Here is a 14,231-nt window from a genome sequence, read left to right as displayed (position 1 = left end):
TGAATACCAGTTTGTTGAATGCCACAAACCCTGTAGGAGCGAGCCTGCTCGCGATGGTCGTTAACGATAACGCGTACTTACTGGCTAAACGCGGCGTTCTTGAGTCCATCGCGAGCAGGCTCGCTCCTACAGGGTTTGTGGCATTCAACAAACTGGTATTCAGCCAATCCCCTAAAGCGCCAACCCTTGTTGCACCACCACAAGCAGATCGGTTTCCGTCAGCGCCACCGCATCCGGCTGCGCGGTGGCCTGTTCGATCGTCTGCAGCCACCAGTGTGTTTCACCGTGCTCGTCCACGGTGCGCAACAGGGCGAGTTCGTTGCCTGTCGTGTGGATCTCGACCCGCCCCTCGCCATCGGCGGTGAAGCGTGCAACCGGGTCAAAGGTAATGCTGTGCTCGTTGCCGGAGATGACCAACTGGTCGATGGCGTAGTCGTAAGCGTCGCCATTGGGGTGGCTCTCGAACACGTGGGTGGGGTTGCGCCGCAGGACCAGGCCCGCTTCGGTCAAGGGCAGCAGCCAGGTCTCTATGCGTTGATACAGTTCGTAGACCTGGCCCGGCCAGCCATCGATCGCCTGATCCGCACTGGTCAGCCGTGCCTGTTTCAATTTTGCGGCGAGCTCGTCTGCTTTGCTCATGTCGATTCCCTTTATTGAAGTCAGTCTAATCGTAGCTCGTTGACGCACAGGCAGCGCTTGCCCTGGGTCATGTTTGCAGCTTAGGCCGGACAGGTGTGATACCGCCGGGCAAGTGGCCACCCATTTGTCCTGGATAACCCCGTAAACTACGCCCCACAAAGACTGAGGGCTTTGGGTTGTTGCCCATGCCTTGCCCCCCCGACAGGATGAATTTTTGCCCACGCGCTTTAACGACCCGGACCACGCCCCTGGCGTCGCATTGAAACGCATACCGCTGCGCAAGGCCGCGGTATTGTTCATTGCCACGGTGTGCCTGTGCCTGTGTGGTTTGCTTTATCTGCAACTGGAACAGTCCCGTCGCCATGACCTGAGCCTGGCGCAAGTGGCGTCTTCGAACCTGACGCGGGCCATGGCGCAGCAAGCCGAAGACACCTTCATGAAGGCCGACCTGGTGTTGACCAGCCTGGTGGACTGGATTCAGGTCGACGGTTTCGGCCCGGATCAACGGTCGCGCTTGCAGCAAACCTTCGCCCGGCGAGTGCTGGCGCTGGATCAGTTGCACGGCATCCTGCTGTTCGATCAGAAGGGCCAGTGGGTGGTGACCTCGTTTGAAAATCTGCCCCGGGGTGCCGGTGTCGCGGATCGCGAGTACTTCAAGTATCACCAGCAAAACGTATCGTCGGTGGCGCATATCGGCCCGGCCATCCGCAGCCGGGAAAACGGTGAGTGGGTCATTCCGATATCCAGGCGGATCAACGACAGGAACGGGCATTTCCAGGGCGTGTTGCTGGCCGGCATCAAGATGTCGTACTTCGACCAGTTTTTCAAAAGCTTCAGCCTCGACGACAACGGCTCGATGTTTCTCGGCCTGACCGATGGCACCTTGTTGGCGCGTCGACCTTTTGTAGAGGCGCAGATCGGCGTGTCGCTGGCCCAGAGCGAGATCTTCCAGAAGTTCCTGCCGCTGGCCACCTCCGGCAATGCGATGTTCACGTCCATCATCGACGGTGTGACACGCATGTACGGTTACCGACAGCTGGAGGGGTATCCGCTGGTGGTCGCCGCGGCGTCGTCCACGGAGTCCATTCTCGCGGGCTGGTACGACACGGCGTTTCGCTCCAGTCTCATCGTTGCCCTGGTGCTGGTGGGCGTGGGGCTGTTCGGGTGGGTGTTCCTGCATCAGGTGCGTGTCGGCGAGCGAGTCGAGTCGGATTTGCGCAGGGCCCAGCAAGCGCTGGAGCTGATCGCCACCCACGACAGTCTGACCGGGCTGGCCAACCGACGATTATTCGAGCGGGCGCTGGACATCGAGTTCGGGCGCGGCGCCAGGCAGGCGAACCCCTTGAGCCTGATCATGCTCGATATCGATTACTTCAAGCGCTACAACGACACCTACGGGCACGTGGTGGGCGATCACTGCCTGGCCGAGGTGGCACGGGCGCTGAAGGGTTGCTGCCAACGCAAAGCCGATCTGGCGGTGCGTTACGGCGGCGAAGAGTTTGCGGTGTTGCTGCCGGACACCGACATCCACGGCGCCATGACGATTGCCGAGCAGATCCGCCGCAGCGTCATCGACAGGCACATCAGTCACACCGGCTCGCCCAACGGTTACGTGACGGTCAGTCTGGGTTGCTATGCGTTTGTGCCGTCGGGGCGTGACAGCATGGACGTGTTCGTCGAGCGGGCGGATGCGGCGTTGTATCAGGCCAAGCATTCGGGGCGAAACCGCGTGGCAACGTTGTCGATGGCCGGTGGCGTCGAGGCATTGATGCGCTCTGACCGTTGAAGTTTTTTCCGCCGGTGGTCCGTCTCCCGGGCCTGGTGGCATTGATCATCTAGAGTTCCGTTAGCGCTGCCGGTCCCGCCGGCGGTCAAGCCGATGTAAGTCTCAGGTGATCTGAAGCCGCCAACGACGGCAGGTCATTGGCGGCCTTGGCCTGTCCAGCTACCCGTCCCGCCGCCAGCACCGCCGGTTCCGCCACCGGGCGCACCGGTGCCGCCGCCCGCGCCACTGCCCGGACCATTGACGCCGGTGCTGCCGCTTGACGAGCTGGGGCGCTGACCGCGGCTGTTGTTGCCCGAGGGATCGCTGGGGCGGTTGTTGTCTGGCAGCAGGGTTGAGTTGCGGGTTGCGCCGGGTGCCGTACCGGGCGCGCCAGGGCCATCGCCGGACGCCGCAAAGGTGGCCAGGGACGCTGCCGACAACCATCCGGCCATGAGCAGAGAAGTCATTTTGATGTTCATCATGGTCGTCTCCCGGGATGAGCCGTTACCTGATGTTGGTGTGAAGGGGCACGCGGTGGGTGCCATTCGGTTGACGAGTGGCTGTCTCAACGCCGGCCATCATCGTCCAGTTTACGCTCAAGGTACTACCGCACCCGAGATTGCTGACGCAACCTGCGAAACGTGCTGGTGTCACAAGTCAGGCACCTCGTCCTCAGGAGTGTCCATTCATGAAGAAACTGCGGATCGCCACGTTCAACGTCAATGGCCTGCGCGCACGGCTGCCGAATCTGCTGGCCTGGCTTGAGCGGGAAAAACCGGATATCGCCTGCCTGCAGGAATTGAAGGCGGTGGACAGCGCATTCCCGGCTGCCGAGCTTGAAGCGGCCGGCTACGGCGCCATCTGGCAGGGGCAGGCGTCCTGGAACGGCGTGGCGATCCTGGCGCGGGATGCGCAGCCACTGGAAAGCCGACGCGGGTTGCCCGGCGATGACAGCGATAACCACAGTCGTTATCTGGAAGCCGCTGTCCACGGGGTTCTGGTGGGTTGCTTGTATCTGCCCAACGGCAATCCGCAACCGGGGCCGAAATTCGATTACAAGCTGGCGTGGTTCGAACGGCTTATCCGTCATGCGCAGACACTTCAAGGCAGCGAACATCCGGTGGTGCTGGCGGGAGACTACAACGTGGTGCCCACCGACCTGGACATCTACAACCCGCGTTCCTGGCTCAAGGACGCCTTGCTGCAACCGGAAAGTCGCGAGTGTTACCAGCGATTGCTGGATCAGGGCTGGACCGATTCATTGCGGCACTTGCATCCGCAGGATCGGCTCTACACGTTTTGGGATTATTTCCGTCAGCACTGGCAGAAAAACTCCGGGCTGCGCATTGATCATCTGTTGCTCAACCCGGCCCTGAGTCCGTATCTGCAAGACGCCGGGGTGGATGCCTGGGTGCGTAACGAGCCTCATGCCAGCGACCACGCGCCGACCTGGATTCAATTGGGCCCGCACAAGCGGCGTTGAGTTTTTCATGCCGGTTGATTGGCTAAATCAATTGTCGGCGACAGTGCTTGATCCCGTATACATAACGGCCACTGGCGGAGCAATCCGCCGCTTGCGTGCAAAAGGATTGAACGATGAGCGAGCCACGCCTGACCGACCTTGCTTTGTATCTGCGACGCCTGGGCTTCGATGCACCTGCGGCACCGACCCTGGAAACCTTGCGCCAACTGCAACTGCGCCATACCGGCGTTTTCCCGTTTGAGAACCTCACCACTTTATCCGGCGAGCCGGTGCTGATCGACCTGCCGTCCATCGAGCAGAAGGTCTTGCACGAGGGGCGTGGCGGTTACTGCTACGAACTCAACAACCTGTTCCTGGCCTTGCTTCAGGATTTGGGTTTCGACGCCCGTGCCATCAGCGGCCGGGTGGTGATGGGCCAGCCGGAGGGTGCCTGGACTGCCCGAACCCACCGCCTGAGCCTGGTCATCATCGATGACGTGCGCTACATCACCGACGTCGGCTTCGGCGGCATGGTGCCGACCGCGCCCCTGTTACTCGATACTCGCGCCGAACAACTCACCCCGCACGAGCCGTATCGCATCGACCTGCACGTCGACGGCTTTACCCTGCGCGCCAACGTTGCGGGCGAGTGGCGAGCGATGTACATCTTCGACCTGCAACGCCAGGAAGATATCGATTTTGCTGTGGGCAACTGGTACGTCTCGACCCACCCCGAGTCGTCTTTCGTCAAGCAGTTGATGGTGGCGCGTACCGGAGAGGGGTGGCGGCGCACGCTCAACAACGGCAGTTTCGCGATTCACCGGATTGGCCATGACAGCGAACGGCGGGAGGTGACGGATGTGCTGGAACTGATTGGCCTGCTGGGCAGCGAGTTCGGCATTCGCGTGCCGGAACAGGCGCAATTGGCGCGGACGCTGGAGCGATTGATCGCAGCGCCGCAATAGCCGGCTGATCACAGGCATCACTATGGGCTGATCCGATTGATTGGCCTTTTGTGTTTCAGGGCCGGACTCCCGGCTCCATCACCCGCTGGATTTCGCGCAAGGCCTCTGTCAGCTTCTGCTCCAGGCCCTTGAGTTCGGCAGGGGTGAGGGGGTGTTTCAAGTGCGCGGTTCTGCCTTCGTTGAGCAGGGCTCGGCGCAACGTATTGTTGATCGCCGTCTGGTAGCCGTACCCCTCGTGTTCTGCCAGTGCGCGGGCCGCTTCGATGACCGCGTCATCGAGCATGATGGTAATGCGGGTCTTGCCTTTGGCGGGCACCACGGCCCCGCGCCTGGCGTTGCTGAAATCGTATTCGTCTTTCATCGGTCATGCCTCCAGGTACTGACGGCGCTCGCTTTTGGTGGCGATGCGGAACTGCATTTCGAATGACTTAATTATGCATATTTTATATGTATAAAAAAGGCAACCCTTACCGATGGTCGCCAGGAATTCGAAAGACTGGTCAGCACCAGGGGTTGGACAGGGAGGGGTGTATTTCAAGGTTTTTTGGCAGGGCCAGGAGGATGGGTAGCAGGGTGAAATGGACATGTATCCATTTTGTGACCGATAAGTTGTATACAACTCTATAGACATTTGTCCTGACTATTGAATACAGTGTGCGAATAACAAAAACCAGGGAACCCCCTACCATGAAAACGCCCCATGTTTCACACCAACGGCCCGAGGACGAAAATCTTGGGATCGGCGCGAATATGGCTTATGGCCTGCAACATGTTCTGACCATGTATGGCGGTATCGTCGCTGTGCCACTGATCATCGGCCAAGCGGCCGGGCTCTCGCCGGCGGACATCGGTTTGTTGATTGCTGCTTCATTGTTTGCAGGGGGGCTGGCAACGTTGCTGCAAACCCTGGGCTTACCGTTTTTTGGTTGTCAGTTGCCGCTGGTGCAGGGCGTGTCCTTCTCCGGCGTCGCGACCATGGTGGCGATTGTCAGTAGTGGCGGGGAGGGCGGGTTTCAATCGGTATTGGGCGCGGTCATAGCGGCATCCCTGATCGGTTTGCTGATAACCCCGGTGTTTTCACGCATCACCAGGTTCTTCCCGCCGCTGGTGACCGGCATCGTGATTACCACCATCGGCCTGACGCTGATGCCGGTCGCCGCGCGCTGGGCAATGGGCGGCAACAGCCATGCGCCGGACTTCGGCAGCATGGCGAACATCGGTCTGGCGGCGGTAACGCTGGTGCTGGTGCTGCTGCTGAGCAAAATCGGCAGTGCGACCATCTCCCGCCTGTCGATTCTGCTGGCCATGGTCATCGGGACGATCATCGCGGTGTTCCTCGGCATGGCGGACTTCTCGTCCGTAACCCAGGGCCCGATGTTCGGCTTCCCGACGCCGTTCCACTTCGGCATGCCGACCTTCCACTTCGCGGCGATCCTGTCGATGTGCATCGTGGTGATGGTGACGCTGGTGGAGACCTCGGCGGACATTCTGGCTGTCGGTGAAATCATCGGTACCAAGGTTGACTCCAAACGCCTGGGCAACGGCCTGCGCGCCGACATGCTGTCGAGCATGTTCGCGCCGATCTTCGGTTCCTTCACCCAGAGCGCCTTTGCCCAGAACGTCGGGCTGGTGGCGGTCACCGGCATCAAGAGCCGCTATGTAGTGGCCACTGGCGGCCTGTTCCTGGTGATCCTCGGTCTGCTGCCCTTCATGGGCCGGGTCATCGCCGCCGTGCCGACCTCGGTACTGGGTGGCGCCGGCATCGTGCTGTTCGGTACCGTCGCCGCCAGCGGTATTCGCACCTTGTCCAAGGTCGACTACCGCAACAACGTCAACCTGATCATCGTTGCCACCTCGATTGGCTTCGGCATGATCCCGATCGCGGCACCAAGCTTCTACGATCACTTCCCAAGCTGGTTCGCGACCATTTTCCATTCGGGCATCAGTTCCTCGGCGATCATGGCCATCGTGCTGAACCTGACCTTCAACCACCTCACCGCCGGTAACTCCGACCAGCAATCGGTGTTTGCGGCCGGTACCGAGCGAGTGCTGCGTTATCAGGATCTGGCGGCGCTGCGTGAGGGGGACTACTTCAGCGACGGAAAGCTTCACGACTGCGATGGCAAGGAAATTCCGGTGGTTGAGGTGGACCACGGACATGGCGAGCCACATGCAGTGCATGCGAAAAGCAGTGAGCATGTCTGACAACAAGGCTTGATGAACGAGGCCGATTTACCAACAGGTAGATCGGCCTTTTTTTTGTATCCGGGAAATGCAGCGGTATGGCTTGTTGTTAGCGAGAATAAGGATAACGCCTGGGTATGCCAAGTGTTTCGCAGGCTGACTTGGTTTAATGCTCTTTGTATTAATGTGTTGCTTCGAATTGTGTAAAAGGTTTCTGTTGTAAAGTCTGATTTCCTACGCGCGGAAGTGAAGAATTACATTTCGCTGTTTTTTTTAAATGGCTACCATTGTCTGGTAGTTTTCAAGGTCTGCTCTCACAAATTGATAGCTCCTCTAGAAATTGAATGTAATAACTTGGGCGTGGAGTAATCATGGAAGATATCGAGATTTATAGTCCGGCCAGTCATGAGGGGGCTCAACCTTCGATTGACGTGAGTTCAGGGAGGCGTGATGAATCGGTTTATCAACCAAGGCTGGTGGTCACACCAGAGCAGTTGCTGGAAATAAAGCAGTATGTACGATTTGGTCGAACGCTGCCGACTGAGCGTGGAGAGATAGAAAAAAACCTGGGAGGGGTCATTGATCATCCGAATTTTGGGTGGTTGGAAATTCAGGATTTGAATATAAAAGTAAAAGATCACGCTGCTGGGTGGCCTTCCATAGAAAGTGGATTGGTTCAGGTCGGTAGTGGATTGAGCGGGTTGGCAAAGGATCTGGTTGAGTTCAGTCAGAATCTGGTCAGCGATATTGATCAAATGCCCATAGTCGAGCGCCTCAAGCCATATAATGATCTGGAGGTCGAGAACGCGCCATTCATGGAGCTTGACCAGAGCGATGTGGCTATTCACACCCAGCTTGGGTTGGTGTTCGAAGACCTTAAAAAAAGTGTAGTTGCTGCCAGTAAGCCAGCATTGGGATTGAAAGTTGAAATAGAAAACTTCAACAGGATATTGAATGATAAGCTCATTCCATTGATAAGTGAGAAGGTAGCCAAGCTCGATACCGTTGATTTTGCGATTGATCTTGACAAATTTCGTGCGGAACTTGAGTGGATTGAAAAAAATATCGATCAGACAAACAAGGAGTTAGTTAAGCATAGTGCGATGCAGATTGTGAGGGGTATCGATGGTCTTGGGGTGCTTTTGAATGCGCTTTTCTCCAGTCCTGAAGAGGCACTCCTGGGTAAGGCGTTCCTTGAGGCCCAGGAAAAGCTCTACAGCTTCATCATGGAAAAGCGGAGGCTGTTGAGCCTGATTGACGGGCAGGAGAAGTTGCCTGGGTTGATTCTTTCTCACAGCAAGTCGCTGGACAATCTATCCGCTCACATGGCGGCTGCCGCAAGGGCGTCGAACGCATTGGTGTTAGTTTGGAACTCCGTCGTGGCCGAGATCGACAGGTCTGCCACTGAGTTTTCACTGATAGAGGATGGCGTAAGCCTGATCCGATTTAAGCAGAGTTTTAATCGCGGTATTTCCCCTTGGAGTGAAGTTCAGAATGTGGCTGATACGCTGCTGAGTTCCCTGAGGAAGGCGATCAAGGATTTTAATGAACAGAGTGCTCTTCAGGAAGAGGGGGTGGTATGAATACGGACGGTGCAGTAATGGTTCATGAGCAGCGTATGCCAAATTATTCGTTGATGAAATTTAATAAAAAGGCTATCAATAAAATTGTTGCTCAATTGAATCTGGATTTTTCCGATTATTTGAAAGCAAAGTTGGGGCGGCTTGATGGAGCGCTCAATGATGCGCATGCGAGTATCGTTGGGGTGGCAGTGGCTGTAATGCCTATGTTGAGGGAGGCTAATTTCAAGAGTTTCATGACCGAATTTCAGCGGTTGAGCCATGAGCCGGATTTGTCGGGTGATGTGCGAATGAAGACCCTGGAAGGTCTTAAGGCTGATTATATAAAAAGTATTAATGCCGATGCGGGGAAGATTCGAGGGGGCATGCTTGCACTGAATGCTCATCTCAATAGTCTGGGCGATATCGATGTGCTGGGGGAGGGGCAAGGTGATTCAAGTATTTTGCCTGGGTTCGATGAGGATATTGTGAAGGCGCTCAGTGATCTGGACAGGCGGATTGAAGAGGTTGAGGTGCAATGCAGGATTCTAGATGATTTGATCCGTGTGATAGATGATAAAAACCTGATCGATCACCTGTTGCCATGGATTCCGGATGCCAATTTTTTCAAGAGTTTTGAGATATCTACTCCGCAGGCTGAGCTAGTGAAAAAAGGATTGGAACTGCTGCGCAAGATTCTTGAACAGGCTTCTGAGTATATAAAATACACTGAGATGGTAAGGGCCCGAGACGGTTTGCGGATTAAGCGTGCACATTATTTTGAACAAAAAAATGAGTACCAGAAACTGCAGGCAGATCAAGAAACCAGAGTTGATATCTTGAGGCAGGTAAAATCGGTAGAAGGCTTGAAGGTCGATTATTTGCATGAAGCCAATACGCTGCTTCGTAACATCAACCACTATGCAAGACTCTTTGATCTTGCTCCACAGACCACGATCGACGATTTGAAGGCGATTACCGACGCGGCTGTCAGCCTGTCCAAAACCCTTGAGCCAATTGCCTCGGTCTGGCGAACCTAAGAGGCGCCGTAGCGATTGCCGAACCGGATGGTCGGAATGCGTGAATAACCCGGCGAGTCATCGGCCACAAAAAAGCCCCTGGATCTTTCGATTCAGGGGCTTTTCGATGCTTCTGTCTGGCTCCACGACCTGGACTCGAACCAGGGACCCAGTGATTAACAGTCACTTGCTCTACCAACTGAGCTATCGCGGAATGGCGCCTATGTTACTGATTCAAAAAGAGAAGTCAAGCACCGAATGGCAATTGGACGGATTCGTGGTGGCGGACGGTGGTTTCGCGGACATTGGCGGTTACCAGAATCGCACCAGAGGTCTACCATGGCCACCCGGAAGTGGTGACACGCGCTGCCGGCCATTCGCCGAAAAGGTACGCGCCATGAATCATTTGACCCTCGCACCTCGACACCACGGGGTGCACCCATGAGCATCTCTCAGATCAGCCTGCCCAAGGGTGTCGGCCCCCATGCCGAAAAGTTGTTCGACGCCATCACCCAGGCTGGCACCGCTGAAGCATTGAACCGCGCCGGTGGCAAGGCCGAAGGGTTTGTCCTCGGCCTGGAAAGCGCTAAAGCGATCAAGAGCCAGGTCGCGGAATCGCTGTATGTCGCCTACGACGATGCTGCCAGCCAACGTGCGACCGAACTGGCTTAACCGCCGAAGGTGATCGTGGCAAGCATCAGTTTGGCGTAGAGCGCCGTGGCACCCAATTGCACCAGCCACAGGGCCAGGCCGCCGAGAAACACACCGGTGGCCACTTGCATCACCAGGTTGTTGCCGCGTTTTGTCGGGGCGCGGGGGGTGAAGTGATCCAGGTCATCCAGGTCATCGCGGTCGGCGCGCAGGTCATCGTTTTTCATGTGGGTTCTCGCAGGAATTCCAGGGTGTACACAAAACCTGTAGGAGCGAGCCTGCTCGCGATGGCAACAGCACATTCACCATTAGTGGTGGTACATCGCTATCGCGAGCAGGCTCGCTCCCACATTTTGGATTGTGTGGAGTTTAGAGGCGACAAATAAAAAAACGGGAAGCCACATGGCTTCCCGTTTTTCATTTCAAGGCGTAATCAGATGACCTGGACGATAGCGTCCGTCACCACCTCGATGTTGCTCTGGTTCAACGCGGCCACGCAGATGCGGCCGGTGTCCAGGGCGTAGATGCCGAACTCGTTGCGCAGGCGGTGAACCTGCTCAACGGTCAAACCGGAGTACGAGAACATGCCGCTCTGACGACCGACGAAGCTGAAATCGCGCTGAGGCGCTTTTTTGGCCAGCAGGTCGACCATCTGGGTGCGCATGCCACGAATGCGCAAGCGCATTTCGGCCAGTTCGGCTTCCCAATGGGCACGCAGTTCCGGGCTGTTCAGCACAGCAGCGACAACGCTGGCACCGTGGGTCGGCGGGTTGGAGTAGTTGGTGCGGATCACGCGTTTGACTTGCGACAACACGCGCGCGCTTTCTTCTTTCGATTCGCTGACGATCGACAGGGCGCCCACGCGCTCGCCGTACAGCGAGAACGACTTGGAGAACGAGCTGGAGGCGAAGAAAGTCAGGCCCGATTCAGCGAACAGGCGTACGGCAGCGGCATCTTCGTCGATGCCATCGCCAAAGCCCTGATACGCCATGTCGAGGAACGGCACGTGGCCTTTGGCTTTAACGACGTCCAGGACGTTTTTCCAGTCCGCCGGGCTCAGGTCCACGCCAGTCGGGTTGTGGCAGCAAGCGTGCAGCACAATGATCGAGCCGTTTGGCAGCGCGTTCAAGTCTTCCAGCATGCCGGTACGGTTCACGTCGTGGGTCGCGGCGTCGTAGTAACGGTAGTTCTGCACCGGGAAACCGGCGGTTTCGAACAGGGCGCGGTGGTTTTCCCAGCTCGGGTCGCTGATCGCCACAACGGCGTTCGGCAGCAGTTGCTTGAGGAAGTCGGCACCGATTTTCAGAGCACCCGTACCGCCAACGGCCTGGGTGGTGATCACGCGGCCAGCGGCGATCAGCGGCGAGTCGTTGCCGAACAGCAATTTCTGCACAGCCTGGTCGTAGGCGGCGATGCCGTCGATTGGCAGGTAGCCACGGGAAAGGTGTTGAGCGGCGCGAATCGTTTCGGCTTCGACAACGGCGCGCAGGAGTGGAATTCGCCCCTCCTCGTTGCAGTAAACACCGACCCCCAGGTTGACTTTGTTGGTCCGGGTATCGGCGTTGAATGCTTCGTTGAGGCCCAGGATTGGATCGCGTGGTGCCATTTCGACAGCGGAGAACAGGCTCATTATTGCGGCGGCTCTGAATGGAGAGTGGAGGGACGTGTCGCGCTCCAGCCGAATGCACTAGAGCGGTGCACAAACGGGGAGCTAGTATAGAGGCCATCCGCGATCAATGGCGACAGGCGATTCGGCTTTTCGGTTAAGTTTTTCCGATTATTTTTCGACCGTTAGTCGAATGGCGTCGGCAAAGGTTTTGCGCGATGTAGGACGTTTGCCTTGAAAGCGCTGGCAATCGGCTCCACATTGAGCACAATCCAGTTTTTTCTTCGGGCGACAGTCGGTCGTTTACGGTCTTTCTCGTTCGTGTCGGTTATACCGGCAAGAGTGATCCAGAGGTATTTCATGTCTGAATTCCAGCTAGTCACCCGTTTCGAGCCCGCCGGCGATCAGCCGGAAGCCATCCGCCTGATGGTCGAAGGCATCGAAGCCGGGCTGGCGCACCAGACGCTGCTCGGTGTGACCGGCTCGGGCAAGACCTTCAGCATCGCCAACGTGATCGCCCAGGTGCAGCGCCCGACGCTGGTGCTGGCGCCGAACAAGACCCTGGCGGCGCAGTTGTACGGTGAGTTCAAGGCGTTCTTCCCGAACAACGCGGTGGAATATTTCGTTTCCTACTACGACTACTACCAGCCGGAAGCCTACGTGCCGTCCTCGGACACCTTCATTGAGAAGGATGCGTCGATCAACGACCACATCGAGCAGATGCGTCTGTCGGCGACCAAGGCATTGCTGGAACGCAAAGACGCGATCATCGTCACCACGGTGTCCTGCATCTACGGTCTGGGCAGCCCGGAAACCTATCTGAAAATGGTGTTGCACGTGGATCGCGGCGACCGGCTCGATCAGCGTGAACTGCTGCGACGCCTGGCCGACCTGCAGTACACCCGCAACGACATGGATTTTGCCCGTGCGACCTTTCGCGTGCGTGGCGATGTGATCGATATTCACCCGGCGGAATCCGATTTCGAGGCGATTCGCATCGAGCTGTTCGACGATGAGGTGGAAAGCCTGTCGGCATTCGATCCGCTGACCGGCGAAGTCATTCGCAAACTGCCGCGCTTCACCTTCTATCCGAAGAGCCACTACGTGACGCCACGGGAAACCCTGATGGGCGCGGTCGAAGGCATCAAGGTCGAGTTGCAGGAGCGCCTGGAATACCTGCGCTCCAACAACAAACTGGTGGAAGCCCAGCGCCTGGAGCAGCGCACCCGTTTCGATCTGGAGATGATCCTCGAGCTGGGTTATTGCAACGGCATCGAAAACTACTCGCGTTATCTGTCCGGCCGCGAAGCCGGCGCGGCGCCACCGACGCTTTACGATTACCTGCCGGCCGATGCCTTGTTGGTGATCGACGAGTCCCACGTCAGCGTTCCGCAGGTCGGTGCGATGTACAAAGGCGACCGTTCGCGTAAAGAGACGCTGGTGGAATATGGATTCCGTCTGCCGTCGGCGCTGGACAATCGGCCGATGCGTTTCGATGAGTGGGAAAGCATCAGCCCGCAGACGATTTTCGTCTCGGCGACCCCGGGCAACTATGAAGCCGAGCACGCCGGGCGCGTCATTGACATGGTGGTGCGTCCGACCGGGCTGGTGGACCCACAAATCGAGATCCGCCCGGCACTGACCCAGGTCGACGACTTGCTGTCGGAAATCACCAAGCGTGTCGCTCTGGAAGAGCGGGTGCTCGTCACCACGCTGACCAAGCGCATGGCCGAGGATTTGACCGATTACCTGGCCGACCACGGTGTGCGTGTGCGTTATCTGCACTCGGACATCGACACCGTGGAGCGGGTCGAGATCATCCGCGACCTGCGTCTGGGCACCTTCGATGTGCTGGTGGGGATCAACCTGTTGCGTGAAGGCCTGGACATGCCGGAAGTGTCGCTGGTGGCGATTCTCGACGCCGACAAGGAGGGCTTCCTGCGTTCCGAGCGCTCGCTGATCCAGACCATCGGCCGCGCGGCGCGTAACCTCAACGGTCGGGCGATTCTGTATGCCGACCGGATCACCGGTTCCATGGAGCGGGCCATCGGCGAAACCGAGCGCCGTCGCGACAAGCAGATCGCCTTCAACCTGGCCAATGGCATTACCCCCAAAGGCGTGTTCAAGGACGTCGCCGACATCATGGAAGGCGCCACCGTGCCCGGTTCGCGCAGCAAGAAGCGCAAGGGCATGGCCAAGGCCGCCGAGGAAAACGCCCGATACGAAGCCGAGTTGCGCTCGCCGGGCGAGATCGCCAAGCGCATCAAGGCCCTGGAAGAGAAGATGTATCAGCTTGCTCGTGATCTGGAGTTCGAAGCGGCGGCGCAGATGCGCGACGAGATTGCCAAGTTGCGCGAGCGGTTGATCACTGTTTGATTTGT

14 protein-coding genes and 1 tRNA gene are annotated in these 14,231 nt (G+C 57.7%); 8 read left to right on the top strand and 7 right to left on the bottom strand.

Annotated elements, in window-relative coordinates; translation table 11 throughout:
• Positions 1–171: 171 nt before the first annotated feature.
• Entirely contained in the window at positions 172–639 is a 468-nt protein-coding gene (locus tag BSF44_RS12095; RefSeq protein WP_095943705.1) for a hypothetical protein, read from the bottom strand.
• 214 nt (positions 640–853) lie between these two features.
• Between BSF44_RS12095 and BSF44_RS12090 the strand changes: the two genes are divergently transcribed.
• On the top strand, positions 854–2,425 hold the full coding sequence (locus BSF44_RS12090; protein ID WP_095943704.1) for a GGDEF domain-containing protein: 1,572 nt from the start codon (positions 854–856) through the stop codon (positions 2,423–2,425).
• A 134-nt stretch (positions 2,426–2,559) separates the two neighbouring features.
• On the opposite strand, the gene BSF44_RS12085 is transcribed toward BSF44_RS12090, so the two are convergent.
• Positions 2,560–2,886 carry a hypothetical protein gene (locus tag BSF44_RS12085; protein WP_095943703.1) on the bottom strand — a complete coding sequence of 109 codons (327 nt, stop codon included), beginning with the start codon at positions 2,884–2,886 and terminating at the stop codon, positions 2,560–2,562.
• Between the two features lie 206 nt (positions 2,887–3,092).
• Between BSF44_RS12085 and BSF44_RS12080 the strand changes: the two genes are divergently transcribed.
• Both BSF44_RS12080 and BSF44_RS12075 read left to right on the top strand, forming a co-directional pair.
• Positions 3,093–3,887, top strand: a complete 795-nt coding sequence (locus tag BSF44_RS12080; RefSeq protein WP_095943702.1) for an exodeoxyribonuclease III — start codon at positions 3,093–3,095, stop codon at positions 3,885–3,887.
• A 113-nt stretch (positions 3,888–4,000) separates the two neighbouring features.
• Positions 4,001–4,831, top strand: coding sequence for an arylamine N-acetyltransferase (locus BSF44_RS12075; RefSeq protein ID WP_095943701.1), 831 nt, complete (start codon positions 4,001–4,003; stop codon positions 4,829–4,831).
• Between the two features lie 55 nt (positions 4,832–4,886).
• On the opposite strand, the gene BSF44_RS12070 is transcribed toward BSF44_RS12075, so the two are convergent.
• On the bottom strand, positions 4,887–5,192 hold the full coding sequence (locus BSF44_RS12070; protein WP_095943700.1) for a BrnA antitoxin family protein: 306 nt from the start codon (positions 5,190–5,192) through the stop codon (positions 4,887–4,889).
• Between the two features lie 326 nt (positions 5,193–5,518).
• Here BSF44_RS12070 and BSF44_RS12065 point away from each other — a divergent pair, with 326 nt between their 5' ends.
• The 3 genes from BSF44_RS12065 (at position 5,519) to BSF44_RS12055 (ending at position 9,614) form a co-directional block, all read left to right on the top strand.
• A complete protein-coding gene (locus BSF44_RS12065; RefSeq protein WP_095943699.1) occupies positions 5,519–7,036 on the top strand; it encodes a nucleobase:cation symporter-2 family protein in 1,518 nt (505 codons plus the stop codon).
• 350 nt (positions 7,037–7,386) lie between these two features.
• On the top strand, positions 7,387–8,598 hold the full coding sequence (locus tag BSF44_RS12060) for an alpha-xenorhabdolysin family binary toxin subunit A (protein ID WP_095943698.1): 1,212 nt from the start codon (positions 7,387–7,389) through the stop codon (positions 8,596–8,598).
• A complete protein-coding gene (locus BSF44_RS12055) occupies positions 8,595–9,614 on the top strand; it encodes an alpha-xenorhabdolysin family binary toxin subunit B (protein ID WP_095943697.1) in 1,020 nt (339 codons plus the stop codon). Before BSF44_RS12060 ends, BSF44_RS12055 begins: the two co-directional genes overlap by 4 nt.
• Positions 9,615–9,731: 117 nt before the next feature.
• Here BSF44_RS12055 and BSF44_RS12050 read toward each other — a convergent pair.
• Positions 9,732–9,807 (bottom strand) — tRNA-Asn (locus BSF44_RS12050).
• A 227-nt stretch (positions 9,808–10,034) separates the two neighbouring features.
• Here BSF44_RS12050 and BSF44_RS12045 point away from each other — a divergent pair.
• Positions 10,035–10,265, top strand: coding sequence for a hypothetical protein (locus BSF44_RS12045; protein WP_095943696.1), 231 nt, complete (start codon positions 10,035–10,037; stop codon positions 10,263–10,265).
• On the opposite strand, the gene BSF44_RS12040 is transcribed toward BSF44_RS12045, so the two are convergent.
• From BSF44_RS12040 to BSF44_RS30320, 3 genes are all read right to left on the bottom strand, one after another.
• Positions 10,262–10,471 (bottom strand): hypothetical protein, encoded by a 210-nt coding sequence (locus tag BSF44_RS12040; protein ID WP_095943695.1) that lies wholly within the window; start codon positions 10,469–10,471, stop codon positions 10,262–10,264. The two genes, BSF44_RS12045 and BSF44_RS12040, sit on opposite strands and share 4 nt — an antisense overlap.
• A gap of 206 nt (positions 10,472–10,677) precedes the next feature.
• The gene (locus tag BSF44_RS12035; protein WP_095943694.1) at positions 10,678–11,874 is read right to left on the bottom strand and encodes an amino acid aminotransferase; all 1,197 of its coding nucleotides are present in this window, start codon (positions 11,872–11,874) and stop codon (positions 10,678–10,680) included.
• Positions 11,875–12,035: 161 nt separating this feature from the next.
• The gene (locus BSF44_RS30320) at positions 12,036–12,212 is read right to left on the bottom strand and encodes a hypothetical protein (protein WP_172435339.1); all 177 of its coding nucleotides are present in this window, start codon (positions 12,210–12,212) and stop codon (positions 12,036–12,038) included.
• On the opposite strand from BSF44_RS30320, the gene uvrB reads away from it, so the two are divergent.
• Positions 12,211–14,226: an excinuclease ABC subunit UvrB gene (gene uvrB / locus BSF44_RS12030; RefSeq protein WP_095943693.1), complete on the top strand. Its 2,016-nt coding sequence runs from the start codon at positions 12,211–12,213 to the stop codon at positions 14,224–14,226. The two genes, BSF44_RS30320 and uvrB, sit on opposite strands and share 2 nt — an antisense overlap.
• Positions 14,227–14,231 lie beyond the last annotated feature (5 nt).

The organism is Pseudomonas sp. ACN8, assembly GCF_002303925.1.
Taxonomy (GTDB): domain Bacteria; phylum Pseudomonadota; class Gammaproteobacteria; order Pseudomonadales; family Pseudomonadaceae; genus Aquipseudomonas.
Note: the sequence above shows the minus strand (reverse complement) of the source record. Positions and strands in the feature narration are given on the sequence as shown.